The organism is Akkermansiaceae bacterium (genome assembly GCA_017798145.1).
Lineage (GTDB): Bacteria > Verrucomicrobiota > Verrucomicrobiia > Verrucomicrobiales > Akkermansiaceae > Luteolibacter.
Genome location: CP059069.1, coordinates 2447282 through 2473840 on the forward strand (window position 1 = coordinate 2447282; position 26559 = coordinate 2473840).

A 26559-nucleotide genomic window follows, 5' to 3' on the forward strand; every position below is an offset into this window, starting at 1 on the left:
AATCAATGCGTTGCCGAATATTTGTCTACCCCGCTTTCCCCAAGAAGCACGGGGAAAACCCGCTCCACCGGAAGGCTTTCCTGTTCGAACCGCCCCTTGTCACCGCTGGCGATCATGCATTGCATGGTGTGCCTGAGATCTTCCATCGACGGATTCGCGATGAGCCGTGACAGCGTTTCATGCTCCATTTCGGTCAGCGGAACCGGCTGTGGCGACGGCCTGTGTCCCATCAGGATGGGGCGGAAATTTCTTCCCGTTTTCTCCCGCAGGTCGCGGAGGATGTCGAAGCCCGCCGGATCGCTGTCGCCGAAGTGATGGAAATCCATTTCCGGCAGGCGCGCGATGAGCCGGCGCACGGCTGAGCCGGGGAAGCTGGTCTGGATGAGGAGCGCGCCGGGGTTGCGTTTCGCGAGTTCCATGAAGACATCCTCGTTCTCCACGGTCAGGCAGATGCGGGCGGCGGTGGAAATATGGCGGGCTTCCGCGATGTTCGTTTCCGAGAGGGTGTAGGTGCCGGGGAGGGCGGAGAAATCGATGCGGGAGCCGCCGATTTCTAGGACAAGCGGCCCGTGGAGATTCGCGGATCGGGGCTTGTGGAGAATGCCGAAAGCTTCGAGAGAGCTTTCTCCGGTGATCTCGCCGAGCGCCGTCACCAGCCTGGATTCCAGCGCTTGCAGCCGTTTCGAATCCCCGCAAATCCGGGCGCTGGCGTAGCGGATGAGCGATTCCCCCTGCCAGTTGAGCACGCCGGTGAGCGCGTCCATCAGTTCATGGTTGCCGGTTTTTGAAAAGGGCTGGAGGGACGCGCCGGACATGGCGCGGGAAGCCAGCGACGCACACCAATCCTTCCATGCTGCCACCCATTTTTCCGGGATGCTTCTTTCGGCGCATTGCTGGAAATAGCGGGCGAGTTCCTCCCGTTCGCGGGTGGGATTTGTCCTGCCGATCTTTGAAAACAACCATTCCTCACCGCCCTCCGCAGAGAGCCGCAGGGTCATTGGCAGGCCGGATTTCCGATGTCGGTCGATCCGGAAAACCCCGCCCGATTCGCTTTCCGCGAGGCGCAGTGCGTTTTCCGCAAGCTCACGTTCATCGCCGTCCCCGGCGCTGGCGAGGCGGAGGAATTTCTCGTAGTCGATGGTGAAGTCGCGCTTCCTGAGTGCGGATTTCCCGTAGAGGTCGGCGAGGGTTTGGAAAAGGGGGTTCATCGGGACGTAGGGAAGGGATTCGAAAGCGCACTTTGGGGTTCCAGCTCACCAGCAAGCCGATCTTCCAATCTGAGTCCCTGTGATGTCAAAGCCCGACTCGGCTGGGAGAAAATACTCGGATGCGAGTATTTACTTGATTGGGTTTGGGTCTGAGGTTATCCGTATTTCGTGATCAAGAGCTTCTCGGACAAAGCGACGCAAAAGCTCTTTCTCGGCGAGCCTCTCAATCAGAAGGAACGTCGGGCTTATGGGGCGATGAATTTGGAAAAGGCGGCGGAGCGGCTGTTTCTGCTGGATCGCGCCGACGAGAAGGCTCTCCTCACCGCATCCGCCCTCCACTATCACAAGCTCCATGGTTCCGGCCGATTTTCGATTGACGCTGATTCCCGCAAGTCCAAATGGCGCATCACCTTCACATGGGAAAATGACGAAGCGAAGGATGTCTGCCTCGTCATAATCGCAGACACTCACTGAAAACATTAAACGCGATGAAACCAAACCAAACACACAACTTTCCCCGTGATCCGAAACAGGTTCCCAATCCATCCAGCAATCCGGTTGCAGGGCTGATTCAGGATACCCTCATTCATCACGGACTCACACAGGCGGCGGCAGCCAAGGCGATGCGAATCTCACCGGGAGTGATCTGCGATGTGATCAAGGCAAGGAAACCCGTCAGCACGGAGCTGGCTTTGCGGCTCGAACATTGTCTGGGTCTCTCGGCGGATTTCATCCTCAAAGTCCAAGCGCATTTCCAATACTGCGTTGCCTATCATGCGAAGTCATCCCTCATCGCAACCGAGGTCAAGGTGCTCGTGAAGGTTTGAGTGTCGTGGTGCCGGATGGCTTGGCGGACAGGGAGATCAGCCCTCGATGCCGGTTTCCCTGATCCATTCGCGGCCTTCTTCGGAGTCGCGGAAGAGGACGACGGGGACGTTGCGGACGCCGACGCGGGTGCCGCGCCTTTCCTCCTTGCGGGTGATGATGATGAGCTCGTCGCACTGGCTGAAGGCGTAGGGGATGTTGCCGGAGGACATGGAGAACATGCCCTGGAGATCGAGTTCCGCCATGGCCTGGAGGCAGTTCTGGATGCGCTCGCCGGAGAGCTTTGAGAAGGCCTCGTCGATGGGGACGAGGGCGAGCGAGGGCTCCTTGCGGCGTGCTTCGTGGCGGTTGTAGGCGTGCAGGTAGCTGGCGAGGATGGCGACGAAGTACGGGCTCTGGTTTTCACCTCCGGACATTTTTCCGCTCTGCTTATCGACGCTCACCGGCTTGCCATCGGGATCGCGGATGTCGGTGACGAGCAGGTCGTAGTCGAAATACTGGCGGTAATCCAACAGCCGCGCGGCCTCCGGGCTGTTGGCGTTCTGGACGAGGGTTTTGAGGAAAACCTGGAGCGCGTCCTTCAGCTCGCCGCCCATGCTGGCGAAGAACAGCTCGTCCTCGTGGTGCAGGGCGTTGAGGTCGATAAGCTCCCGGTAGATGCGGAAATCAGGGTTCGGTTTCTTGTCGATCCGGTAGCGGTCGTGGCCGATGGGGCGCTTGAGCTGGTGGTTGAGCAGGGAGATGATGTTCTCCACGTTCTTGATCGCCTGCTGCATGCGGCTGAGCACCTGGGTGCGGAACAGCGATTCCCAGCGCTTGCGCTCGGCGGCGGACTTTTTCTCGAACTTGGGGATGTCCGCGTGCTCGATGGCGGCGAGGATTTTCTCGTAGGGCGCGGTGTCGCTGCCGTCGTCCGGGAGGTCGTCGAACTTGGGGTGGAAGGCGTTCTTGAAATCCAGCATCGCGACCTTGAGATCGCCGATGGTCTGGGTGGCGAGCAGCTCGGCGGCGGCGGCGGCTTTCGTGAACTCCCGGGCGCGGACATCGGCGGCGTGGTGGAAATCGATGGCCTCCTGCTTCCATGAAAGGTAGCGCTCGTGGTGCAGGTGGACGTCGATGCGTAGCTTGGTTCTCGAGAAATCATCCTCGCGGCGGGAGGCTTCCTCCTGTCGATCGGCCAGGTCTTTCTCGGCTTGGGAAATCTCGCGGTGTCCGCCTTTGCGCAGGATCGATTTTTCCTCGGTGGCCCATGCGGCGGCTTGTTCCTTGAGTTCGTTGATCTTGTCCTCCAGCTCGACGAGCTTGTCGTTGGCGATGGCGTTGATCTGGGTCATCAGCGCTTCGTGATCCGCCTGCTTGCGTGGCAGTTCCTCGACACGCACCAGCTCGGCGGCGACGTTGGCGTGATCCGGGATGGCTTTCTCGCGGGCGTCGAGGAGGCGGTCGATCTCGCGCTCGATGGGTTCGAGGCGGCGGAGCTTCGCTTCGATTTCGGCGAGGCGCAGGGTCTTGATTTCGAGCTGACGTTTCAGGCCGTTCTCGCCGATGAACGGTGTGCCGTCGTAGGCGAGCGGGCGGGTCAGGATGCCATCGCGCTTGATCAGGCCATCGGGGCGGATGGCGGATTCATGGCCGGACATTTCCTTGGAATCCGAGACGCGGATGAGGTGGCCGAAGGCTTGGTCGATGAAGGCGCGGGCGACGGGATCGCTGCAATCGAAGACTTCCGCGAGGGATTTTTTCTCCGGCTTCGGTTTTGAGGAAAGCAGATGGGCGGAGTCGATCAGGCTTTGCGGGCCGGCTTTCGCGAGGTCGTGGGCGCTGAGCTGGTCGAGGATTTTCGCGGCGCTGTCGTGCTGCTCCGGGGAGACGATGACGGCGAATTTTTCCGCAAGGGAGACCTCGGCGGCGGGTCGCCAGGTCTCGTCATTGATTTCGCAAAGCTCGCGCAGGGCGCGGGGCGGGGTCTCGCCGGGGGTGAGCGGGAGGGCGTCGCGGAGGGCTGTTAGAAAGGGCTGGGGGACGGGTGGGAGGCCGCGTTTCAGGGAATCGATCTGGGTGTCGAGCGCGGATTTTTCCGAGCGGAGCTGGCGCAGTTCCTCGGCATCGGAGCGGAAGCGGTCGCGGAGTTCGCGGCAGAGCTTGTTGGCGGCATCGGCGAGGAGGCCGAGGGTATTGGAGGTTTCCTCGCGCTCGCAGCCATCGAGGACTTTGATCGCGTCTTCCAGAGGGCTGGTGAAAACCTTCGGCTCCACGGGCGCCTTCGCCATTTCCTCCATCCACTTGCGGGCGTCCCTCAGGCGGCTGCCTATGCCGCTGTCGATCTTGGTGGAAATGACGCGGAGGCGGTCGATTTCCTCCTCCAGCTTGCGGATGCGGGCGGCGAGGTCGTTGTAGAGGCGGCCTTCGCTGGATTCGTTCAGCAGGGCGGTGAGCTGCTCGCGCTGCTCGGCGGCGTTTTTCATCTGCTCGCCCAGCTCGGTGAGGCGGGCTTCGTCATCGGCGAAGTCGGCGCGGAGTTTTTCGAGGCGCTCGGCGTGGAGGCGGACGGCTTCGCTACTATGTTCGTAGTGGTTTTCGGCGGCGAGGTAGGTGGCGACATCGCGGTCGCGCTCCGCGGTGCGCAGGGTTTCCGAGAGCCGGCGGACGGAGAGGAGTCGGTCGAGCTGGTTGCGGAGATCGCGGAGTTCGCGCTCGTAGGACTCGAAGTCGCGGAAGCTGGAGATCACGTCATCGACGGGCACGGCCTCGTTGGGCAGGACGAACTGGCGGCAGAAGTCGTCGAAGCTCTTGAGGTTCGTGAACGACATGGCGCTGGGCAGCAGCCGTTCGAGCACGTCCTTGTTGAAATTGAGGTGGGAGGGGTTCGCCATGTCGCGCAGGTATTCGCGCGAGGAGGTGAAGATCCGCCCGCCCTTGGATTCGATCATCGCCTTGAACTCGGCGAGCGAGCTGGTGCGGGATTTCCCGTCCTCCGGGGAAATGGAGAGGAAATCCTCGCGCTCCAGGGGTGCGGGGCAGAAGAAGGGGGTGGAGAAACCGTCGTTTTCCGAGGTGTTGCGGAACTCGAAGCGGATGCCCCAGGTTTCAATCCGCGATCCGTCCGGCCATGTGAATTCCGCGCCGATGTAGGTAACGACGCCCTTGTCGTGGAAATATTGCGGCTGGCCGTTTTCCTCGCGTTTCGTATCGAGCAGGCAGTAGCCCTTGATCGTGCGGTCGCTGCGCCCGCCGGTGGCGGAGCGGTTGAAGTGGTGGCGCGCGCGCTCCGGGCCGACGAGGACGAGCATGAGCAGGTCCATCAAAATGGATTTCCCCGATCCGGTGACACCGGCGAGGACGAGGTTGCCCTTGACCGGGAGGCTGTCGCGGTAGCCGTACCAGTTGAGCGCGTGGATCTTGGAAAGCTGGATGGCGCGGCTCATGCGTTTTCCTCCTCTACTGTGTCCGTAGTAATTACATCGTCGGCGGAGAAAGCGGATGCGGCGGCCGTCCAGTCGGCGAGTTCGCGGAAAGGCACGACGCGGCGGATGGCGGGGAGGACTTCGATGCCGGATTCCTCGAAGGGTTCGGCGGGTTCGAAGCGGATGAGGTTGAAGCGGGCTGCTTGGCGGAGGATTTCCTGCATGCGTCCGCGCGGGAAGACGCCGATGGCATCCGGGATGAGCTGGTCCTGGATGAGGCCGTTGAGTTCAGCGACGGAGAGGAAAGCCTGATCCTGGCCTTCATCGCGCCAGCGGACATCGCCCGCATACCAGAGGGCGAGCCAGATGAGGGTGGCGTCTTTCGGAAGTTTCAGGCGGAGCGCGCCGCTGGTGGGGATGGCTTGGATGAGGCGCTCCTCGTGGACGATCAGCACCTCAAGCCCGGCGAGGGCGGCGGCTTCCTTGACCCACTCGAAATACTGGCGGCACCAGTGGTAGAGGGCGGACTTCGAGTTTTCCAAACCGGTGATGGAGCCGGTTGCGAGGAGCTCCTGGAGGGCTTCGCCGAGGCGTGCGCGCTCGCCCTCCGGGAGGGTGATGAGGCCGGGGGATTCGGTGATTTCGGGTTCTAGATTCAAAATGAAGAGTTTTTTAGCCACGGATGGCACGGATGATCACGGATCGGGTTGAAATCCTCGACTCTTGGAACTGCAATTCCTTATCCGTGTTTATCTGTGTCATCCGTGGTTAAAATTCCTAGAGGTGTTGGTCATTTCTTGATAATGGAGAAACGCTCAATCTGGCAACCTTCGAGGGTATCGAGGGGCGGGATGGTGGTTTCTGCGGAGAGGCGGTCGGGTTCCAGGCGGTAGCGGGCTTCGGCGGATTCGGCGTGGAGGAGGAGTGAAATGAGGTCGGTGAAGCCGCTTTCGCCGGAGATGGCGAGATCGGCGCTGGCGATGCGGGCGCCTTTCGCTCCGGCGAGGATTTCACGAAAGGTGTTGGCGCGCTGGACGGTGAGGGAATCGCGGAGGGCTTTTCCCATGCCGGCTTTTCCGGCTTCGCGGTCGCCATCGTCGGCGGTGTCCTCGAAGGCATCCTGCTCGATGGAGGCGCGGCGGACGGGCGGGGAGTAGAGGAATCGAGGCCCGGCGGGGAGCTTGACGGCGGGCAGGCGGAAGTCCGGCAAGTCTAGTAGTTCGGAGGCGCTTTGGGATACGCGTTTCCCGGCCATGAGGCGGTTGACGGTTTCGAACATGGCCTTGATCTCGGTGCGGCGCTCGCCGGTGACGTCCTGGAGGTAGCGGAAACGGGAGAGCGAGCGGCGGGTGAAATCGGCGGTGCGGCGGTCGATCTCATCGGCCATGGGCAGGACGCGTTCGACGAGGGCGATGAGTTCGTCGAGGGCGTTGAGCACGGTGCAGCGGGCGGTTTCCGCAGACATCGCGGGATGGCGGCGGAGGACTTCGGTCTGCATTTCCGAAAGGGTGGCGGAGCAGCCCATGAGGCGGTTCGCGATGCGGTTGACGGCTTCCGGCAGGCGCAGGGGGAGGCGGGCGCGGACGAGCTCCGCGTAGCAGGCGTGGGAGATCTGTTCGGAGTAGTCGTCGAAAACGGTCTCGAGGTTCCCTTTGAGCGTCTCCTCCTCAAGCTGGCGGCGGGTGAGGCGCTGGACGGATTTCTGCATGGCGCGGAGTTCGTTCAGGCCTTCGCGGACGCTGGAGAGGCAGTTTTCCACCGTCTGCCAGGGGCGCTCGGAAAGCTCCGTCTCATCGACGAGCATGGCGCAGACGGCGATGAGCTTGTCGGTGAAAACGGCGGCATCCGGCCATGCGATTTTCCGCAGCGCGGTGATGAGGGTGGCCCCGTGGGCATCGAAATGGATGGTGCGCCGCCAGTCCCGGCGCGGGGGTTCATCGAGCCAATGGCATTTCAGGAGTTTTTCCAAAAGCAGCCGCGCCTTCTCGCGGGGCGTGGCTGCGGCCTCGCTGCCGTCCTCCTCGTCGAGTTCGAAGTCCGGATGGTGCTCCAGGGTATCGGTGATGAGCAGGATGACCTCCTCGCGCGACATCCCGTCGGGCCGGTCGGCGGACTCGGCCTCCAGGGCGTCGAGGGCATCCACGTAGAAGGGTGCGTTGCGCCCCGCCAGGACACGGAAAAACCCGGCACCGCGGGTCTCGCGGAAAAGGGCGGTGGAGAGATGCTCGGCGGGCATGGGGGGGGGTCGTAGGCCTACGTTGAAACCAGAACCAGGGTGTTGGGCAGCTTTTTCGCGGCCTTCTCAAAGGTGACCAAGGTCTGGCCGTCTCCGTGGGCGGCTCCGTGGATGAGTCGGTCGATGAAGCCGGGTTTCGTTTGGGAAAGGTTCGGGAGACCGAAGACCTTCCTTGCGGAGGGCGTGATTGCAACGGGAGCTTGCGCGGTGAGGGCTTTGAGCGCCGCCAGGGCATCGGCCTTGGTGAAGCCGAAATGAAACTGGAGCGCGAAGTAGCATTCGGAAAGCACGAGGTCGGAGATGAAGAGTTGGCTGCCGTCCTGGCGTTGCTCTTCGTAGAAGGAGAGGGCGGCGGGCAATTGGGAGTCAGGGCTTTCGGTGAGAATGCGCAGGACGAAGGAGGTATCGAGGGAGAAGGAAGCCATGGTTGTCAGGAGGGGGCTGTGTTGCTCCGTCCGTTGGCGATGGATTTGCGGATGTCATCCATCTCATAACTCACTCCCCCTGTCGGATATTTCGCCGCAATCTTCAGCCATGGGTAGGCTTTCGCCGTTTCCGCGGGAAGGGGGGCGGGTTCCAGGGATTTGGGGGTGGTTTCGATTTCCCCGGAGAGCCATTTTTCGAAAAGTTCGGCGGCGACCGCCCTCACGGGACGCCCTTCCAAGGCGCTGCGTGCCTTTACGTTGCGATAGAGTTCATCGGGAATCTCCAAGGTGGCTTTCATGGGAATACGGTTAGCTGTATTGCTGTGTAATGTCAATGCGAGGTGCTTCAAAGAAGCTGGAAGCCTTCGAGCTTCGCGGCTTTGCGATCCAAGGTATGGGTGGGGGCGATGGAGCGGGATTCGTTCCGGGCGAGGATGAGGCAGTCGGAGAAATCGGCGGTGGATTCGAGGAAGAGGTCGAGGGCCAGGCTGACGAGAATTTCGTCTTCGACGAGGATGGAGGCGGTATCGAGAAGTTTGCGGATGAACACGGCCGTCTCCATGCGGGAGTAACCGTAAGTCCGCCCCAAAACCCAGGAGAGTTCCGTGACAACAATGACGCTGACCCAAGCGGGATGCTCGTCCGAAAATTTTTCCGCCATGAGTTTTTCGACCCTTGCAAGCTGGGTCAGGTCATCACGGGTGGCGATGCGGACGAGGATGTTGGTATCAAGAGCCTCCATCACAAGCTCCTTGTGCGATGCCTTCGTTCATTTCCTCCACAGTGTAGCTGCGTTTTGCCCGTGGGAGGATGTTCATGAGTTCCTCCAATGTCCCCTTTTTCCTAGCGGGAGACACTTTGATTGAAGTCCCTTCGATCTGGAAATCCAGTTTGTCGCCGGTGCGGAGGTTGAGCTGTTCCCGGATCTTCACCGGCACGGTGATTTGGCCTTTGCTGGTGAGGGTTGCTTTCATTCCTTACGCAAGGTAAGGATTTTCGTGGGGATGTCAAGGGGCGGACTCACGTACCGGGAAACGCGGCTCCGTTCTCAATCCGTCACCGCACAGTTTCCCAAGTCTTTCAAAGTCTCTTCATTCACCCGCTGCGATCCGCGCGCGGAATTCCTGTTCCTCTGCTGTGTGTCTCGTCATCTGATCGTATAGTCCAGCCCATTGGGAGTCGGAGGGGTAGAGTTCGCTGTCATCCAGCTCCCCAAGCTCGCTGCGTCTCCACGCCTCGGCGGCGTAGGGTTTCAACTGCTCCGGCCAGCCCTCTTTATCATCGCGGGCATAACCCCACCGCTCTCTCCGCGCAATCCGCGCCCGGAACCAGTTTCAGGACAAGCTCCCTTGCCAAGCCATAACTGTCACGATCCGAGATATGCTCCGCAAAGCCGTCCTCATCGATGCCGTAGATCCCGAAATACCTCTCTCCCAGATTCTCATCGAACGGACAGTCGGAATCCGTGTAGGGGACAACCAGCGGCTCGGAGAGAAGATCACGCACTGTCTGGATGCGAAAGGCCTTGAAAGTGGCATCCGCGCAGATGTTGTCCACGACCACATCGACCGGAATCGGCAGCTCCCCATTTTCCCAAACTGGCAGCCGCAGCCGGAAGGCAACCCGCAGACAGTCGTCCGCGTCAAAGGATGCGAGCGCGCTGGCATCCATCACCGCAAGACACGCCTCCCCGAAACAGCTCTCCAGATAGTACGACCACGTATCCTCCATGTGGTCGAATGCCACGTGCATGCAAGCCCACTCCTCGAACATGCCCGCGACACGCATCAGCTCCCGCGTGAACTGATCCCATCCGTTGTAAGCCTCAGAGAGGTTTAGATCGGGATCATGTCTCACCTTCTCTTCGCACGCTTTTCGAAGGGAGCTGGCAATGGCGAACACGGCGGCGGGGTCAACTTCCTCGGGCGGAACATTCATCGCCAAGAATACCTGGCCAGGTACATCCGAAAGCGCAAGAGCCATTTCCAGCGGGAAATTCTAACTCGCCCCGGCAAGGAAAGCCGCCATCATCCGGGAATGGGGAAGGCCAAGAGTGTGAGATGGACAAGAGAGCAACTCCTTGTGGCGCTGAACCTTTATCACAAGCTCCGCTTCGGACAGATGGACAAGCGTCAGAAGGTGATTGTCGAGCTGGCGAATAAAATCGGGCGCACTCCGGATGCGGTGGCGATGAAACTCGTCAACCTAGCGTCACTTGATCCGACCCTTAAGCTGAGAGGAATCATGGGGCTCCCCGGCAGCAGCCAGTTGGATCGTGAAGTGTGGGAGGAATACCATGCCAATGCCGCCGAGTTGATTCCGATGGCGCAAGGGATGTTCGATGCGCTCTTCGTTAAGGACGAACTCGATACGACCGAGGTTCTTCCAGGCAAAGGAATTCGCGTCGTAAGGCGACCGCCGATGGGAAGCACCGAGTCCTCTTCAGTAACGAAACGGCGGATCGGGCAGGATTACTTCCGCGAAGTCGTTCTGAACAATTATAACGGCTGTTGCGGCGTCACCGGCTTACCGGTCAGGGAATTGCTCGTTGCCTCCCACATATTGCCATGGAGCGAACACGCGGCTGAGCGTCTCAATGTCAGCAACGGCATAAGCCTGAATCGCCTCCATGATTCTGCATTCGACCGTTATCTCATCAGCTTTGATGACGAACTCAGGCTGCTCCTTTCTCCTAAGTTGAAATCTCTTCTTCCTACGGAATCCGTCGCCTATCATTTTGAGGCATACGAGGGCAAAACTCTCAGTTTGCCCACCGACGGCTTCCCTCCCAACCTGTCGTTTCTCTCAAGCCATCGAAAGAAGCTGGCGAGGAACTGAGATTGGGGGAGCCGCGTTCATATATGTTTTTCGTAATCGCTCGAAAACACGCATTCACCCCCCGCTTTCTCGAAGGCGATGCGGAAGCCGCCGATGCCGCAGAAGAGATCGATAAAGCGGAGAGGACGCGCGATGTAATGCTTCTCGTCCTCCTGAAGGCTTGAGCTTTTCGCCTGCGCTTTCTCCCGCGTCGCAGCCTTCTTTGGGTGGGTGGGCTTTCTACTCAAAAGGGTTGTTTTTTTCTTGGCGGTCATGGATCAATTGAAGTGGGCAATGTCGTAGGATGTTTTTGATTCCAGCAAACCCGCACCGGAGAAAAAGGAGAAAACGGCGTGTTTGGAAGGAGATGGATGGGGCATGGGGTTGGCGGGAGAATGCGAATTTTTGGATTCCGGAGCAGGTGCGAAGGTGCCGGGAGTCACCTTTGGTGATGCGCCATGCTGGCGAGCAAGCATCCCAAGGGCAAACCTGAAACACGGCTTGGCGGGCGGATCGGGATGATGGAGTTGGTATTGATGGAAGAATTCCGACCACGGAGGACACAGAGAACACGGAGGTCTTGGTTGGGAACCCGCAGATCTTGCTGGAAGTTCTCTGTGCTCTCCGTGTCCTCCGTGGTAAAATCCCAAACTAGCTGGGTCTTCACTCTCCCGATCAGAACGGGCGCTCCCCTTGTTCAAGAGCAAACCTCGCAACTCTCGGCAGTCGCGTGTCCGGCTAAGGCGTGGGTTCGGTAAGCTTCCAGCACTGCTTCGAGGGCGGCGGCTTCCGTGGCTCCGATGGCGGAAATGCCAAGCGCCGAAAAGGAAGCCACCCAAACCTTGCCCATCTGGGCAACTTCAAAGGACAACTGGCGACGATTGGTCATAGTTCGGGATTGACGACGGACGTAGTTTCCGAGAGGGCGTTCTCAGCGTCAATACAGTTCCTGAAAATGAGGAAAATGAAGACTCGCGTTCTGGAGAACGCGGCTCCGGGTCAATGCGCCGCCAGCCAGTTCTTCCCGGTGCCTTTCTCGACGAGGATGGGGACGCCGTGGGGTAGTGGCAGGGCGGTTTCCATGATGTGGAGGATTTTCGGGACGAGTTCGGCTTCCTCTTCGGGGTGGAGGTCGAAGACGAGTTCGTCGTGGACCTGGAGGAGCATTTTGGTTTGGTAGGGCTTTTTGCGGAGGAGCTCGTCGATGCGGATCATGGCGATCTTGATCATGTCGGCGGAGGTGCCTTGGATGGGCATGTTGATGGCGGCGCGCTCGGCGTTGGCGCGGAGGCCGGCGTTTCCGGAGGAGAGGTCGGGGTAATGGCGGCGGCGGCCGGAGAGGGTTTCGGCGTAGCCTTTTTCGCGGGACTCCTGGATGGTGCGATCCATGTATTGTTTGATGGCCGGGTATTCGCGGAAATAGGCCTCTATTATTTCCGCTGCGTCTGATCGTGGGATTGCCAATCGCTGCGAGAGTCCGAAGGCGGAGATGCCGTAGATGATGCCGAAGTTCACCATCTTCGCGCCGGAGCGCATGTCGCGGGTGACTTCCTCGGGGATGACGCCGTGGACTTTCGCGGCGGTGATGGTGTGGATGTCGGCGCCGTCCTGGAAGGCGGTGATCATGGTGGGATCGCAGGCGAGGGCGGCCATCACGCGGAGCTCGATCTGCGAGTAGTCGCAGGAAAGCAGGGTGAAGCCTTTGCGCGGGACGAAGGCTTGGCGGATTTTCCGGCCGGACTCGGAGCGGACGGGGATGTTCTGGAGGTTGGGGTCGGAGGAGGCGAGGCGGCCGGTGGCGGCGAGGAGCTGATGGTAATGGGTGTGGATGCGGCCGGTCTCCGGGGCGATGTGGTTGGGGAGCGCGTCGAGGTAGGTGGACTTGAGTTTCGTGGCCTCGCGGTATTCGAGGATTTCCTCGATGATGGGGTGGATGCCGAGGAGGGTGGAGAGGGTTTGCTCGTCGGTCTTGTATTGGCCGGTTTTGGTTTTCTTGGGCTTGTCTAACAGTTTCAGGTGATCAAAGAGGATCTGGCCGAGCTGTTTCGGGGAGGCGATGTTGAACGGGGTGCCGGCGTGTTGCTCGATGGATTTCGCGAGCTGGTCGATGGTCTGCTGGAGATCGGCTCCGATGGTGATGAGGGCTTCGGGGTCGATGGCGATCCCTTCCATTTCCATGCGGACGAGGACGGGGAGGAGCGGGGCTTCGATTTCGGTGAAAATCTTTTCCATGCCGGATTCCTTGAGGAGGGGGCGGAGCTTTGCGGCGAGCTGGAAGGTGACGTCGGCATCCTCGGCGGCGTATTCGGCCAAGGTTTCCAGGGGGATGGAGAGCATGTCCAGATCCTTGCTCTTGGTGGCTTTCTTTTCCGCGAAGTCGAAGAGGTCGTCGCTTTGCTCCTCCGGGCGGCGACCGAAGATCGCCGCCACGTCGGCGAGTTTCACGGGGGTGTAGCCGAGATGGATTTCCGAAAGGTAGTCCATGCTGTGGCGGCGCTCGGGGGCGACGAGGGAGTCTGCGAGCATGGTGTCGAAGAACGGGCCTGCGACCTCGATGCCGTGGGAGTGGAGGACGGAGAGGTCGTATTTGAGGTTGTGGCCTATTTTTTCCGCCGTTCCTGCTAAGAGAGATTTGATATTTGAAATTAGAGATTCGGTGAATGGCAGATACCAGGCTTCGTGGGCTTTCCATGAGAAGGCGATGCCTAACAGTTTCGCGGAGTGGCGGTCGAGGGAGGTGGTCTCGATGTCGAAGCAGAAGGAGGGCTGGGCGTGGAGGTTTTCGAAGAGGGTTTTCTGGAGGGCGGGGGTGTTGGCGAGGTGGTAGGTGTGGGGGACGTCGCGGATGGTTTTGAAGGTGTCGAAGAGGGTGGGGGTGGATTCTTGCGCAGGGTCATTCGGCGGACGGCCCGGCGAGCCGTCCCTACCTGAGCCATCCCTACCTGCGTCATCCCCGAAGAGGCGTTTGGTGAGGGAGCGGAATTCGAAGTCGGTGAAGAGCTGTTTCACCGCCTCATCGTCGCGTTGGGAGAGGACGAGGTCTTCCCAGGTGACCTCTACGGGGACGTCGGTGATGATGGTGGCGAGTTCCTTGGAGAGGAGGGCTTGGTCGGAGTTCGCCTCGACGTTTTCCTTCTGCTTGCCTTTGAGGGAGGCGGTGTTGGCGAGGAGGTTTTCCATGCTGCCGAATTCGGCGATGAGTTTCTGCGCGGTCTTCGGGCCGATGCCGGGGATGCCGGGGATGTTGTCGGAGGCGTCGCCCATCAGGCCGAGGAGGTCGATGATCTGGTGCGGCTCGGCGACGCCCCAGATTTCCGGGAGCTGTTTCAGGCCGATGATTTCATGGTCGGTGCCCTTGCGTCCGGGTTTCCACATGAAGGTCGTTTCGGAAAGCAGCTGGGCGAAATCCTTGTCGGGGGTGACCATGAACGACTCGAAGCCCTCCGGTTCCGCGCGTTTCACCAGGGTGCCGATGATGTCGTCCGCCTCGAAGCCGTCGATTTCAAGGACGGGGATGTGGAAGGCGCGGCACAGGGCTTTCACGTGGGGGATGGAATCGGCGAGTTCCTCCGGCATCTCGTCGCGCTGGGCCTTGTAGGCGGGGTAGAGGATGTGGCGCGGGGTGGGCGCGGAGGTGTCGAAGGCGACCCCGATGTGGGTGGGTTTCTCCTTTTCGAGGATGGCCAGCAGGGTGTTGATGAAACCGTAGAGCGCGGAGGTGTTGACGCCTTTGGAGTTCCGGATCGGGTTCTGGATGAAAGCGAAGTGCGCCCGGTAAACCAGGGCCATGCCATCTAGCAGGAAAAGGCGTTTCATGTCCCTAAACCCTAAATTTTAAACTTCGAACTCCAATGAAGAATTCGCGGGAAATGTGATTTCCATGTGTGTCAGCTCTTTTGGGGGATGTCCGCCCAGGAGGCCTTCCAGGCATCGAGGGCTTGCTTGAGTTCCTGTTGGATCGCGGGGTTCTCCACCGGATTCTCCTCCCCGATGTCCTTGGAAAGATCGAAGAGCTGTTCGTTTTCTCCGCTCAGGATGAATTTCCATGGGCCGCGTCTTGCGGCTGAGCCTTTGCCGATATCCCAGAACACGGTTCGTCCGGGAAGCGGTCTGTTCTCCGCTAGGAGCGGGAGCAGGCTGATGCCGTCGAGACTTGGATCCTTTTCCATGCCTGCTGCATCGAGCATGGTTGGGTAAAGATCCATGGTCAGCGCGGTGGCATCCGTGCGGGTGCCGGCTTCAATCCTCCCGGGCCAATAGGCGATGGCCGGGACGCGGTGACCACCTTCCCAGATCTGCCCCTTGTGGCCCTTGAGCGCGCCGTTGGAGCCATTGGAATTCGCGCCGTTGTCGGAACAGAAGAACACGAGGGTGTTTTGCTGCAATCCGTTTTCGCGCAGCGCGGCAAGGATCTCGCCGAGGCCTTTGTCCATTTCCTCTACCATCTCGCGGTAGGCCGTGGCGATGTCCTTGCGCTCGCCTTTGCCTTTTTTGTCACCCTTTGCGCGGATGGCCTTGTCGCCCGGCCCCTGGTAGGGGTAGTGCGGCGGCTCGTAGGGGAGGTAGAGGCAAAATGGCTTGTCCTTGTTTTCGCCGATGAAACGCACGGCGTGTTTCGTGATGAGGTGGGTTGTGTACCCTTCCTCCGGATGCAGTGCATCGCCCTTCCACCAGTCCTCGTAGCCCTCCTGGTCGATGTGGGAGAAGAAATCGACATTGCCGCTGACGTATCCGCGGAATTCGCCGAAGCCCTGCCTCACCGGATTGAATTCCTTCGCGTAGCCGAGGTGCCATTTGCCGAAAATCGCGGTCGCATAACCGGCGCCGCCCAACCTTTCGGCGAAGGTGGTTTCCTCCAGCGGAAGCCCGACCTCCCGATGCCTCGCCGCCGTGACCACACCGGCGATGCCGCTGCGCTGCTGGTAGCGGCCTGTCATCAGCGCGGCGCGGGTGGGGGAACAGACCGCTCCGTTCGAGTGGAAATCGGTGAAGCGCAGGCCGCCTGCGGCGAGTGCATCCAGGTTCGGGGTCTTGGTCGTCTTGTTTCCGAAGCACCCGATGTCCGCGTAGCCGAGGTCGTCCGCCATGATGACGACAAAGTTCGGTCGGGCGGCGTGAAGCATGGGGCAAAGAACCAGGAGCGCGGCGATGGGGCGAAGTTCCATCCCGGAATGCTAGTTTCCCCTATCCAAACTCCAATCAGGAAAATGCCGCGGCCGGGTGGCGCAGATTTCTGACAAGATCCCCCTTTCATGAAGGTAGAGGATAGGTGCCTTGCAAGGCACGGGTTGCAAATCACCGGAAACGATGGCAGCCTCCGCCAGGAGCAATCCGCATAAAATCACAGAAAGAGCAAACAATGAAAACCAGCAAAACAACCAAGGCATCCCTCCTAACGGCGGCGATGTGTATCGGCTTCGCCGCAGTGGCGAACGCCGAAACCAACCTCCCCGATCCCGACGGAAAGCCCGCCGACATGACCAAGCCGGTTCAGGTTTTCCTGATCATGGGACAGTCCAACACCCTGGAAATGGGCAAGGTAACCCCTGATCTCGGCGAGAAATATCCCTTCCTTGTCGATGACACCGGCAAGTGGACCGTCCGCCAGGACGTGCGGAATGTGTCCGTGATGGTCGGGAAAGGCGTTTACCGCAACGAATGGCTGAGCGTCGAAGGCAAGGGCAAGATCGGCATCGAGATCGGTGTTGGCCAGCAGCTCGGCAACGCCATTGACGCGCCGGTGATGGTGCTCAAGAGCTCGATCGGCAACCGCAGCCTCGGCTGGGATCTGCTGCCACCGGGTGTGCCTCGTTACACTCATGATGGCAAGGAGCAACCTGGCTACAAGGAGACCGTCAAAAGCAAACAGGACAGCACCATTGTTCCCTTCGTCGAGGGTGGTGACATGCTGCAGTGGTATGCCGGCAAGCAATACGACGATGACGTCGCCAACGCCAAAAAGATCCTCGAGGACATCGGCACCTACTACCCCGGCGCCACCGAATACGAGGTCGCCGGCATCGTCTGGTGGCAGGGCGACAAGGACATGCGCAACCCGGCCCACGCCGCCAACTACGAGAAGCACCTCGGATTGCTGCTAAAGGCCTTGCGCAAGGACTTCAATGCCCCGAAAGCCGCCTTCGTGAGCGCGTCGCTCGGCCAAACCGACGAGAGCGACACCGAGTCCGGCCACGGCATCCTCCTGCATGCCATGAAAAACTTCGCGAGCGGCAAGTACAAGGACGAGCTCGGCGAGAACATCGGCTTCGTCTACAGCAAGCCGCTTCTCGATGCGCCCAGCAGCTCAAGCGCCCATTACGGAGGCAATGCCAAAACCTACATGAACGTCGGCCTGGCCTTGGGAGAGGCCATGGTGAAATTGTTGAAATAAGCTCTTTCGAGAGCCATCCGCCCTTCCGCATGCGCGGATCAGTCATGGGCCTGTGCGGTTTGCCGCGCAGGCCTTTCATGTTGCCCGACGTGATGGCATGAGCTTCGGGTTTGCAAAAACCGACAGTTTGTCCGAGCGTAAGCCGTGCATCCCCTGGGACTGAAAGACTCCCGGCGTTTCAGGGTATGTATCCACGTAATTTTCCGAAAACAATGAGATATTTTGCATGGACCATCGCGCCTCTGGCACTTCTTTTGGCAGGGTGCCGGGAGAAAACGATTGTATTCAGCAATGGCGCTGAGGATGCCGCAGCCCCGGCGTCCAACGGGAGTGAAATGATTCTTCCCGAGCAGGTCTCCTTCAACGAGCACATTCAGCCCATCCTCTCCGAATACTGCTATCACTGCCACGGCCCGGATGCCGGAACCCGGATGCCGGAGAAGGAGCCGTTGCGCTTCGATGTCGAGGAAGAGATGTTCAAGGTGCGGGATTTCGGCGCGCCGGTCATCGTGAAGGGCAAGCCGGAGGAATCCGAGTTGGTGAAGCTCATCCGCTCCACGGACAAGTCCGAGGTGATGCCGCCGCCGGAAAGCCACAAGACGATGGGCGCGCGGGAGATCGCGCTTCTGGAGAAATGGATCGAGCAGGGCGCGGAATACGAGGGTCACTGGTCCTATGAGCCGATCGCCAGGCCGATTCCGCCCGAGAACAAATGGTCCGACAAGCCGGTGGACGGCTTCATTTTCGAAAAACTCGCCGAGGCGGGGCTGGAGCCGAATCCCACCGACGATGCGCGCCGTTTCCACCGCAGGCTGTCGCTGGATCTCACCGGCCTGCCGCCGGAACCCGCCCAGACGGATGCGTTCGTGGCCGCTTATGAAAAGGATGCCGAGGCCGCCGTTGCCGCCGAGGCCGACCGCATGCTCGCCTCCATCCAAAGCGCGGAGCACTTCGCGCGGCATTGGCTCGACGCGGCGCGCTATGCCGACACGCACGGCATCCACATCGACAACTACCGCGCCATCTGGCCGTACCGCGATTGGGTGGTGCGGGCTTTCCACCAGAACATGAAATGGGACCAGTTCACCACCGAGCAGCTCGCCGGCGATCTCATTCCCGACCGCACGCTCGACCAGCACGTGGCCACCGGTTTCCTCCGCTCCCTCGCCACCACCGGCGAGGGCGGCGCGATCCCCGAGGAATACGACGCGATCTACGCCACCGACCGCGTGGACACCATGAGCGGCATCTGGCTCGGCCTCACGGCGAGCTGCGCCTCCTGCCACGACCACAAGTTCGACCCGTTTTCCCAGAAGGATTTCTACCAGTTCGCCGCGTTTTTCCGGAACAACACGATGAAGGCGCTGGACGGTAACAACGCGGAGCACGCGCCGGCCATTTTCGTCCCGCTACAAGATGACAGGGAAAAGTGGATGCAGATACAGGAGTCCGTGAAAAGCCTGGACGGAAAGCTCGCGGCGCGGCGCAAGGCGGCGAACGCGGATTTCAAGGGCTGGATCGCCACGGCGGCGCAGTCGCAGGCGCAGGAGACGGACTCTTCGCTGGCGATCCACCTCCCCCTCACGGAAAACGAAGGCAACATCAAGGGCAGGGTGAACGGCCAGCCGCAGGAGTGGTCGGCGGCGCCCAAGCGCATCGCCGGCCCGCTGGGCAAGGCGATCACGGTTTCCGGCGCGGACATCCCGCTGGGTGACATCGGAAATTTCTCGCGCGGAGATCAGGTCAGCTACGGCGGCTTCATCCGGATCGATGGCCCGGCAAGAGAGGTCAATGGCTCGGTCATCGCGAAAATGGATTCCGCCAACGGCTTCCGGGGCTGGGATCTCTACCTTGAGAACGGCCAGCCGGGCGCGCACATCATCGACAGTTGGGACAAGTCGGCGAACAAAATGGTCTCACCCACCATGCTGAAACCCAATGTATGGTATCATGTCATGGTCGTTTTCGACGGCACGCTCGCCGGCCACCAGACGATGTCGATTTTCGTGGATGGGAAAAGGGTCGGAGCCGGTGCGAATCCGAACACGGTCGGCGGAACCATCGAAACCACCGTGCCCCTGCGCCTTGGCTCTCGCGAGGGCGGGGAGTCGAAACTCAATGGCAAAGTCTCGCTCCAGGACTTCCGCTTCTACCGGAAAAAACTCACCGGGGCGGAGATTTCCGACCTTGCCAACAACAAGATGATCGGCGTCTGGGCGGCGATCCCGGAGAACAAGCGCACGAAGGAGCAGAACGCCGCGCTCGCGGAGCACTACTTCACCTTCGTGGATGCCCCTTCCCTTGAGCTGCTGCGCGAAAAGGACAAGCTCGTTGCCGCCGACGGCGAGATCCGGAAGCGCGGCTCTGCCACACTGGTATTCGAGGAGAAGAGCGAGGAACCCTTCGCCCACATCCTCACGCGGGGAGCCTACGCCTCAAAGGGCGAAAAGGTTTTCCCCAATACCCCCGCCATGCTGCCGCCCATGCCCGAAGGTGCGCCGAAGAACCGCCTCGGCCTCGCGAAGTGGCTCAACGACCCGAAAAACCCCCTCCCCGCACGCGTCACGATGAACCGCCTCTGGGCGAATTTCTTCGGGATCGGCATCGTGGAATCGGCGGGCGACTTCGGCATCATGGGCGCCCGCCCGACGCATCCCAAGCTCCTCGATTGGCTCGCCTCGGAGTTCGTTTCCAGCGGCTGGGACTACCGCCACATGGCGAAAATCATCGCCACCTCCAAGGCCTACCGCCAGTCCGGCGCGATCAGCCCGGAGAAACTGGAGAAGGATTACTCCAACGCCCTCGTCTCGCGAGGCCCGCGCCTTCGCCTCGACGCCGAGCAGCTCCGCGACCTCTCGCTTGCGGCCGCCGGAGCGCTCTCGCCGAAGGTCGGCGGCGCGCCCGTGAAGCCCTACCAGCCGGAAGGCATCTGGGAGGCCGTGGCCATGCCGCAGTCGAACACCAAGAACTACAAGCAGGACACCGGTGAGGCTCTTTACCGCCGCTCGATCTACACCTTCTGGAAGCGCACCGCCGCGCCGCCCACCATGGAGATCCTCGACGCGCCGACACGCGAGCACTTCTGCCTCAAGCGCAGCCGCACGAACACCCCGCTCCAGGCGCTCGCCCTGATGAACGACCCGCAGTTCGTGGAAGCCTCCCGGAACCTCGCCGCCAAGGCCATGTCGGAACAGAAGGATTTCGATACCCGCCTCGACCTCATGTCCCTGCGCCTCCTGAACCGGAAATTCGATACCGCCGAACGGGCCGTGGTGAAGGAAACGCTCGACGCCGCGCTCGCGCATTACACCGCCAAGCCCGAAGAGGCGCGGCTCGCCATCGCCACCGGGGAGTCCAAGGCTCCCGAAACCATCCCCGCCCCCGAACTCGCCGCCTGGTCGCTTGTCGCCAGCCAGCTCTTCAACCTCGACGAAACCGTAACCCGCTAAACTGCGATGAATCCAGTGGACATTTACAACCAGGCCTACACCCGCCGCCAGTTCTTCCGGAAATCCGGCACCGGCCTCGGTGTCGCTGCGATGGCCTCGCTGCTCGGCGAGAAAAGTTTCGCAGCTTCCCAGCCTGCGGGCGGCGTGGCTTTCCCTCAGTTCGCCCCGAAGGCGAAGCGCGCGATCTACATCTCGCTGATCGGCGCGCCCTCTCAGTTCGAGACCTTCGACTACAAGCCCGAACTGGTGAAACGGTTCAAGGAAGACCTCAAGGGCTATCTCGCGAAAGAGGGTGAGCGCCTCACCGGCATGACCTCGGGCCAGGCGGCCTTTCCCATCGCGCCCGCCCGCGTCAAGTTCACCCAGCACGGCCAGTCCGGCACGTGGATCAGCGATTACCTGCCATGGCACGGGAAAATGGCGGACGATCTCTGTGTCATCAAGTCGATGCACACCGACGCGATCAACCACGAACCCGCCAACCAGCTCATCTGCACCGGCTCGATGGTGAACGGCAAGGCTTCCATCGGTTCGTGGCTTTCCTACGGCCTCGGCTCGATGAACAACGACCTGCCCGCCTTCGTCGTCCTCCATGCGAAGCACACCTCGCCCTACTCGAACGTGCAGGCGATCTCGAACCGGCTCTGGGGCTCCGCGTTCCTGCCCGGCAAGCACGCGGGCGTCTCGCTCCGCTCGCTGGGCGATCCCGTCCTTTTCCTCAAGGACAACCCCGGCGTCTCCAAGGAAATGCGCCGCAAGATGCTCGACGGCCTCGGCAAGCTCAACATGAAGTCCTACGACGCCATCGGCGATCCCGAGATCCAGAACCGCGTCCAGCAATACGAGATGGCCTACCGCATGCAGTCCTCGGTGCCTGAGCTGGCCGACCTTTCCGGCGAAGCCGAGCACACCTACGCGCTCTACGGCGAGGAAAGCAAGACCCGCGGCAGCTTCGCGAACTCCGCCCTCATGGCCCGCAGGCTCCTCGAAAGGGGCGTCCGCTTCGTGCAGATTTTCCACCGCGGCTGGGACCAGCACGGCAACCTGCCGCGCGACATCGCCTCCCAGTGCAAGGACGTGGACCAAGGCTGCTACGGCCTCATCCAGGATCTGAAAATGCGCGGCATGTTGGAAGACACCCTGGTGATCTGGGGCGGCGAGTTCGGGCGCACGATCTACTCGCAGGGCCAGCTCACTGAGGACAACTACGGCCGCGACCACCATCCGCGCTGCTTCAGCATCTGGATGGCCGGCGGCGGCATCAAGGGTGGTCAGGTCTATGGGGAAACCGACGAGCTGAGCTACAACATCACCCAGAACCCCGTCCACATCCGCGATCTCCACGCCACCATCCTCCACGCCCTCGGCATCCAGCACGAAATGCTAAGCTACAAGTTCCAGGGCCTCGACAACCGCCTCACGGGTGTTATGCCGGCCAAGGTCATCAAGGATCTTTTCGCATAGCCCCTGAGGATCGCAATCGCCGCCTCAACTCTGCGTGGATATGCGGAGGGTTTCCCTTTCCATCCGCCGCCGGATATGTGTATCGTGAGGTATGAAAAAAATCCTCGCATCCGTCGATTTCTCAAACGCAAGCCCCGGCGTGGTCGCCACGGCCGCGGAAATGGCGAAAGCCTTTGGTGCGGAACTGCACCTCCTGCATGTGATCGAGCCCGAGCCGACCTACACCGCCTACGGCTTCACCCCGGAGGAATTCCCCGCCATCCACACCTTCCACGAGGAAACCCGCGCCCGCGCCAAGAAAACCCTCGAAGATGCCGCATCCGTTTTCCCAGGAGCCGTCACCCACCTCGGTGATGGCAGCCCGCTGCATGTGCTTGAGGAAAAGGTCAGGGAGATCGCCGCGGATCTCGTCATCCTCGGTTCCCACGGCCACGGCGTGGTGGCCTCGCTACTGCTAGGCAGCGTGGCCGAGGGCATGATCAGGAAATCCATCGTGCCAACGCTGGTGATCCCGGCGGGGAAGGATGAGTGAGGCTACACAGGCTCTTTGCCTTTCCAACCCGTTCCCTCAACCGCAGGCTCCTGTGCAATGCGCAGGCGAAAAACAGACCCTTTGCCTCTTGCTCGGTTTGCCCCTTGAGGGGACTTCACATTCTGGGCGAACAAGCAAAACCCTAGCTTTCATTCATTGCCCGGAAAGTCGTCGCTTTGCCATGCGCCCGGTCGGGTGATTTGGTGTTTGCCCTCTTCCTGGCATAAATCCAGCATGGCACTGTTTAACTTAAAGCCATGATGACGCGTGCCCGATTTCTCACTCCCGTTGCATTCCTCGCCCTTGTCGCCACCCACAGCCACTCGGAAATCATCGGCGTCGAATCCTTCGACTACCCGGACGGACCGGTCGCGGGGCAAAGCGGCGGCATTTTCTGGGACTACGACAACTTCGCGGTTTCGCACACCGGAACCGCCTCGGACTGGGACAACAGCTTCGGCGCTCCGTTTGTCCGCTACGGGAAATTGGTCACCGACAACTCGGGAACCGATCGCGAGTTCAACGGCCCCGGCGAGGGGTTCCCTCCCAGCGACGAGGGCAACGGCGCGGTCAACGACCCCGCCAGCGTCCCCAGTTCCGACGCCAAGGTGGTTTATTTCCGCGTCAACGCCACCACCGGGGCCACCGTGCCCGCCTACTTCGGAATCAGCTCCTACGACTTCAACGCCGAGCGGCTGTTCTTCGGGAAAACCGATAGCGGCAACGATTTCCGCGTCCGCGTCTTCGGCACCGGCGATGGCGGCTCAAGCGTGAACGCCGCCGCGAACACCACCTACACCTTCGTCGCCAAGCTCGATTACGTGAGCAATGTGGTCGCCTTTTTCGTCGATCCCGACCTCAACGCGGCGGAACCCCCACCCACCGCATCCCTCACCTACACCGGCACCAACTGGAGCACCGCCGTGCGCCTCGCCAGCGGCAGCGGCGGGGAAATTTCCTGGGACAAGCTCGTCGTCGCCACCACCTGGGACGATCTCGGCACCGTCGTCACCAACACCGCCGACTCCGGTGCCGGATCGCTGCGCGACGCCCTCGCCGGCGCGCCCGACGGCGGACTCATCACCTTCGCCCCCGCCCTCAGCGGGAAAACCATCACCCTCACCGGCGGCGAGTTGAGCCTCAGCAGGAACGCGGCCATCGACGCCTCCGGGCTGCCCCGCGGCATCCGCATCAGCGGCAACCGCGCCTCGCGGGTCATGAACATCGCCTCCGGGAGAAATGTCCGGCTCAACCATCTCACCATCGCCGATGGATTCACCGGTTCCTTCGGCGGGGGGATCAACACCGAGGGGGCGCTGACCATGGTGGACTGCCGCATCACGGACAATACCGCGGTGGGGGTCTGTGGCGGCGTTTACTCGTTTTTCGGAGGCGGCATTGACGCCCTGCGCTGCACCTTCCGCGGAAACACCGGAGCGGATGGAGGAGCCATCCGCCATCAGAACGCCGGTTCGGTCACCTTGCGCCACTGCACCTTCAGTGGAAACAAGGCGACCTCGGCCGTGGGCGGAGGGGCTCTGGCCGTCATCGACGGCACGACCACCCTGGTCCACTGCACCGTCACCGACAACCAAGCTCCGGGTCAGGCAGGGGGGCTGTTTTTGCAATCCCCCGCGACAGTCACGCTCGAAAACTGCATCATCGCCGGCAATCAAGCGCCCTTGGGAGCCGACATTCTGAAAGTTTCCGGAACCCTCACGCCGACAGGCACCAACCTCATCGGCAGCAACCAGTCGGTCACCAGCGAATTTCCGAGCGACGGCGTCCTCGTCGGGACATCAGGCGCGCCGGTCGATCCGAAGCTCTCCCCGCTCGCCTACTACGGCGGCAGGACGATGACGCGCCACCCGCTCGTCGGTTCCCCCGCCATCGATGCCGCCGGCACCACCGATCCCGGCGGCGGCGACCAGCGCGGCTACGCCCGCTTCAGCGATGGCGATGCCGACGGCACCCCGGCACTCGATATCGGCGCGGTGGAGGCAGGCTTGAAAATCGTCGCCACCACCGTGGTAGATGAGGACGACGGAAACTTCTTCTTCTCTTCCGGAACCGGAGCTTCCCTGCGCGAGGCGATCAAATATGCCCCCGATGGCGCCGTCATCACCTTCGAGATGGTCTCCGGCTTCGAGGACACGCCCGTCGTTCTGTCCCTCGGCGAAATCGTCATCGACAAGAACCTTTTCATCGACGCCTCGAGCCTAGGCGGCGCCGTCACCGTCTCCGGAAACCACGCCAGCCGGATCTTCCGAATCACCGGGGCGGCCGAGGTCGCCATGACCCACCTTACCATCACCGAAGGCCGCTCGGACGAAGGACTGGATTGGGACGACCCTTCCAATCCCGATTTTCCCTTTATCGGCACTCCCGGTGCTCCGGGCGGAGGGATCCTGAACGCCGGCGATTTGAGCCTGATCCACTGTCATGTCCAAGGCAACGAAACCGGCATGGGCGGGGATGGATTTTTCGATCCCAATGATCGCGAATCGATTGTTTTCGGCGGCTCGTCCGGAACCGGAGGCGGGATCCACAACCAAGGGAGACTGTTGCTGGAGTCCTCCACACTCTCCGGCAATCGCACGGGCGCGCGAGCAGTCCAAGGCAATTCAGCATCAGGAGGTGGCATCTATTCGGATTCAGGATCCGCGCTGATCATTCGCAGGTCTTCGCTCATCGACAACAGCGCGGGCAAAAGCCCGTCCCTTCAAGACGGAGGAGCCATCTACCTCCGCACCGCTACCCTCCGCGCCCATGACAGCACCTTCAGCGGCAACCGCGGGATCTCCGGGGGCGCGATCCGGTGCGCCTCCTCTACCGAAGCTTTCCTCTCCCGCTGCACTCTGACGGGAAACACCGCAAGATCAGGGGGCGGGGCGATCGAGATGAATTCCGGCACCCTTCTTATCCTGGATCACTGCACCATCTCCGCGAATTCCGCCGGACCTTCCGGCGGCGGCGCGATTTTCAACAATGGCAACACCACCGCCAACCACAGCATCCTCGCTGGCAACACGCCGGACAACATCGCGCGAAACCCGGTCACCGGCACCGGCAACCTCCTCTCCGGCGACCCGCTTCTCAGCCCCCTCGGCGGCTTCGGCGGCACCACCGCCACCCTGCTGCCGCTCCCGGGCTCCCCCGCCATCGGCGCCGCCACCGGTTCCCCCGCCGCCACCGACCAGCGCGGCTTCCCGCGCGACGCCTCCCCGGACATCGGCGCAACCGAGGCTCCGGACTGGGCCAACCCCGACCCCGCGGATCTCGCCGTCCTCTGGCCCAACGACCTCGACGGCGACGGCAACCCCTACGGACTTGAAGTCGCCATCGGCACCGATCCTTTCACCCCGTTCGGAGACGCGGGCTTCGAGAACCTCGCCGTGCCGCAGATCCAACCCGCCGGCGAAGCCGTGCTCAGATTCGGCAACAACAACACCGGCGTCCCCGCCGGCACCACCCTCCGGCTCATGCGCTCCACCACGCTCGCCGAGGGCAGCTTCGAGGAACTCGTCCGGATCGTGAACGGCAGCACCGCCAGCGACATCGAGGGCGGCAACGGCTTGTTCCTCTCCGGCGGGAACCGCCTCGTCACCTTCAGCGATGCCAATCCGCCCGCCGGCAGGGCGTTCTACCGCCTGGAGTCCGAATTCACGCCTCCGCCGTGAACCGCTTTCACCGGAATGAACGGAGATATCGTCAGCGCTTCGGCGTGAGATGATCGTCGGGATCCATCATGGCAGCTTCCCAGGGAAGGCACCTTGGTGGCCTGGCGATTTTTCAAATCCATTTCCGT

The 26559-nt window shown here is 61.4% G+C and carries 21 protein-coding genes; 8 read left to right on the plus strand and 13 right to left on the minus strand.

The genetic code is table 11. The features are described 5' to 3' along the window. Window positions 1–2: 2 nt before the first annotated feature. Entirely contained in the window at window positions 3–1208 is a 1206-nt protein-coding gene (locus HZ994_10425; protein QTN32731.1) for a hypothetical protein, read from the minus strand. 168 nt (window positions 1209–1376) lie between these two features. On the opposite strand from HZ994_10425, the gene HZ994_10430 reads away from it, so the two are divergent. After that, complete coding sequence (locus HZ994_10430) at window positions 1377–1682, plus strand: type II toxin-antitoxin system RelE/ParE family toxin (GenBank protein ID QTN32732.1); 306 nt, start codon at window positions 1377–1379, stop codon at window positions 1680–1682. 14 nt (window positions 1683–1696) lie between these two features. Further along, window positions 1697–2035, plus strand: coding sequence for a HigA family addiction module antidote protein (locus HZ994_10435; GenBank protein ID QTN32733.1), 339 nt, complete (start codon window positions 1697–1699; stop codon window positions 2033–2035). Between the two features lie 36 nt (window positions 2036–2071). On the opposite strand, the gene HZ994_10440 is transcribed toward HZ994_10435, so the two are convergent. From HZ994_10440 to HZ994_10480, 9 genes are all read right to left on the minus strand, one after another. Next, the gene (locus tag HZ994_10440; GenBank protein ID QTN32734.1) at window positions 2072–5458 is read right to left on the minus strand and encodes a hypothetical protein; all 3387 of its coding nucleotides are present in this window, start codon (window positions 5456–5458) and stop codon (window positions 2072–2074) included. Next, window positions 5455–6096: a DUF4194 domain-containing protein gene (locus HZ994_10445; GenBank protein ID QTN32735.1), complete on the minus strand. Its 642-nt coding sequence runs from the start codon at window positions 6094–6096 to the stop codon at window positions 5455–5457. Before HZ994_10445 ends, HZ994_10440 begins: the two co-directional genes overlap by 4 nt. A gap of 131 nt (window positions 6097–6227) precedes the next feature. Next, window positions 6228–7673, minus strand: a complete 1446-nt coding sequence (locus HZ994_10450; GenBank protein QTN32736.1) for a hypothetical protein — start codon at window positions 7671–7673, stop codon at window positions 6228–6230. Between the two features lie 17 nt (window positions 7674–7690). After that, a complete protein-coding gene (locus HZ994_10455; protein ID QTN32737.1) occupies window positions 7691–8098 on the minus strand; it encodes a PIN domain-containing protein in 408 nt (135 codons plus the stop codon). Window positions 8099–8103: 5 nt separating this feature from the next. Continuing rightward, window positions 8104–8397, minus strand: a complete 294-nt coding sequence (locus HZ994_10460; protein ID QTN32738.1) for a hypothetical protein — start codon at window positions 8395–8397, stop codon at window positions 8104–8106. A gap of 47 nt (window positions 8398–8444) precedes the next feature. Then, window positions 8445–8840 carry a type II toxin-antitoxin system VapC family toxin gene (locus tag HZ994_10465; protein ID QTN32739.1) on the minus strand — a complete coding sequence of 132 codons (396 nt, stop codon included), beginning with the start codon at window positions 8838–8840 and terminating at the stop codon, window positions 8445–8447. Then, a complete protein-coding gene (locus tag HZ994_10470; GenBank protein QTN32740.1) occupies window positions 8827–9072 on the minus strand; it encodes an AbrB/MazE/SpoVT family DNA-binding domain-containing protein in 246 nt (81 codons plus the stop codon). The genes HZ994_10465 and HZ994_10470 overlap by 14 nt, the downstream gene beginning before the upstream one ends. Window positions 9073–9189: 117 nt before the next feature. Continuing rightward, window positions 9190–9354, minus strand: coding sequence for a hypothetical protein (locus tag HZ994_10475; protein QTN32741.1), 165 nt, complete (start codon window positions 9352–9354; stop codon window positions 9190–9192). Between the two features lie 22 nt (window positions 9355–9376). Next, the gene (locus HZ994_10480; protein ID QTN32742.1) at window positions 9377–9955 is read right to left on the minus strand and encodes a hypothetical protein; all 579 of its coding nucleotides are present in this window, start codon (window positions 9953–9955) and stop codon (window positions 9377–9379) included. Between the two features lie 231 nt (window positions 9956–10186). On the opposite strand from HZ994_10480, the gene HZ994_10485 reads away from it, so the two are divergent. Next, on the plus strand, window positions 10187–10936 hold the full coding sequence (locus tag HZ994_10485) for an HNH endonuclease (protein ID QTN34367.1): 750 nt from the start codon (window positions 10187–10189) through the stop codon (window positions 10934–10936). A 17-nt stretch (window positions 10937–10953) separates the two neighbouring features. Here the strand turns inward: HZ994_10485 and HZ994_10490 are convergent, their stop codons facing one another. The 3 genes from HZ994_10490 to HZ994_10500 form a co-directional block, all read right to left on the minus strand. Further along, the gene (locus tag HZ994_10490; protein ID QTN32743.1) at window positions 10954–11190 is read right to left on the minus strand and encodes a DNA cytosine methyltransferase; all 237 of its coding nucleotides are present in this window, start codon (window positions 11188–11190) and stop codon (window positions 10954–10956) included. A 724-nt stretch (window positions 11191–11914) separates the two neighbouring features. Next, entirely contained in the window at window positions 11915–14731 is a 2817-nt protein-coding gene (polA, locus tag HZ994_10495; protein ID QTN32744.1) for a DNA polymerase I, read from the minus strand. Window positions 14732–14802: 71 nt separating this feature from the next. Further along, window positions 14803–16038: a sulfatase-like hydrolase/transferase gene (locus tag HZ994_10500; GenBank protein ID QTN34368.1), complete on the minus strand. Its 1236-nt coding sequence runs from the start codon at window positions 16036–16038 to the stop codon at window positions 14803–14805. Window positions 16039–16391: 353 nt separating this feature from the next. Here HZ994_10500 and HZ994_10505 point away from each other — a divergent pair, with 353 nt between their 5' ends. The 5 genes from HZ994_10505 to HZ994_10525 all read left to right on the plus strand — a co-directional run bounded on the left by HZ994_10505 (window position 16392) and on the right by HZ994_10525 (window position 26431). Further along, window positions 16392–17306, plus strand: a complete 915-nt coding sequence (locus tag HZ994_10505; GenBank protein ID QTN34369.1) for a sialate O-acetylesterase — start codon at window positions 16392–16394, stop codon at window positions 17304–17306. A 335-nt stretch (window positions 17307–17641) separates the two neighbouring features. Next, window positions 17642–20755, plus strand: a complete 3114-nt coding sequence (locus HZ994_10510; GenBank protein QTN32745.1) for a DUF1553 domain-containing protein — start codon at window positions 17642–17644, stop codon at window positions 20753–20755. A 6-nt stretch (window positions 20756–20761) separates the two neighbouring features. Next, window positions 20762–22219, plus strand: a complete 1458-nt coding sequence (locus HZ994_10515; GenBank protein ID QTN32746.1) for a DUF1501 domain-containing protein — start codon at window positions 20762–20764, stop codon at window positions 22217–22219. 91 nt (window positions 22220–22310) lie between these two features. Next, window positions 22311–22751, plus strand: a complete 441-nt coding sequence (locus HZ994_10520; protein QTN32747.1) for a universal stress protein — start codon at window positions 22311–22313, stop codon at window positions 22749–22751. Window positions 22752–23008: 257 nt separating this feature from the next. Beyond that, a complete protein-coding gene (locus HZ994_10525; GenBank protein QTN32748.1) occupies window positions 23009–26431 on the plus strand; it encodes a hypothetical protein in 3423 nt (1140 codons plus the stop codon). Window positions 26432–26559 lie beyond the last annotated feature (128 nt).

Excerpts from the sequence above, each read along its gene's own strand:
- HZ994_10510 (QTN32745.1), top strand. The coding sequence starts at position 17,642 with ATGATTCTTCCCGAGCAGGTCTCCTTCAACGAGCACATTCAGCCCATC.
- HZ994_10515 (QTN32746.1), top strand. The coding sequence starts at position 20,762 with ATGAATCCAGTGGACATTTACAACCAGGCCTACACCCGCCGCCAGTTC.
- HZ994_10505 (QTN34369.1), top strand. The coding sequence starts at position 16,392 with ATGACCAAGCCGGTTCAGGTTTTCCTGATCATGGGACAGTCCAACACC.
- HZ994_10520 (QTN32747.1), top strand. The coding sequence starts at position 22,311 with ATGAAAAAAATCCTCGCATCCGTCGATTTCTCAAACGCAAGCCCCGGC.
- HZ994_10490 (QTN32743.1), bottom strand. The coding sequence starts at position 11,190 with ATGACCGCCAAGAAAAAAACAACCCTTTTGAGTAGAAAGCCCACCCAC.
- HZ994_10425 (QTN32731.1), bottom strand. The coding sequence starts at position 1,208 with ATGAACCCCCTTTTCCAAACCCTCGCCGACCTCTACGGGAAATCCGCA.
- HZ994_10440 (QTN32734.1), bottom strand. The coding sequence starts at position 5,458 with ATGAGCCGCGCCATCCAGCTTTCCAAGATCCACGCGCTCAACTGGTAC.
- HZ994_10470 (QTN32740.1), bottom strand. The coding sequence starts at position 9,072 with ATGAAAGCAACCCTCACCAGCAAAGGCCAAATCACCGTGCCGGTGAAG.
- HZ994_10450 (QTN32736.1), bottom strand. The coding sequence starts at position 7,673 with ATGCCCGCCGAGCATCTCTCCACCGCCCTTTTCCGCGAGACCCGCGGT.
- HZ994_10460 (QTN32738.1), bottom strand. The coding sequence starts at position 8,397 with ATGAAAGCCACCTTGGAGATTCCCGATGAACTCTATCGCAACGTAAAG.
- HZ994_10525 (QTN32748.1), top strand. The coding sequence starts at position 23,009 with ATGATGACGCGTGCCCGATTTCTCACTCCCGTTGCATTCCTCGCCCTT.
- HZ994_10455 (QTN32737.1), bottom strand. The coding sequence starts at position 8,098 with ATGGCTTCCTTCTCCCTCGATACCTCCTTCGTCCTGCGCATTCTCACC.
- polA (QTN32744.1), bottom strand. The coding sequence starts at position 14,731 with ATGAAACGCCTTTTCCTGCTAGATGGCATGGCCCTGGTTTACCGGGCG.
- HZ994_10500 (QTN34368.1), bottom strand. The coding sequence starts at position 16,038 with ATGCTTCACGCCGCCCGACCGAACTTTGTCGTCATCATGGCGGACGAC.
- HZ994_10435 (QTN32733.1), top strand. The coding sequence starts at position 1,697 with ATGAAACCAAACCAAACACACAACTTTCCCCGTGATCCGAAACAGGTT.
- HZ994_10465 (QTN32739.1), bottom strand. The coding sequence starts at position 8,840 with ATGGAGGCTCTTGATACCAACATCCTCGTCCGCATCGCCACCCGTGAT.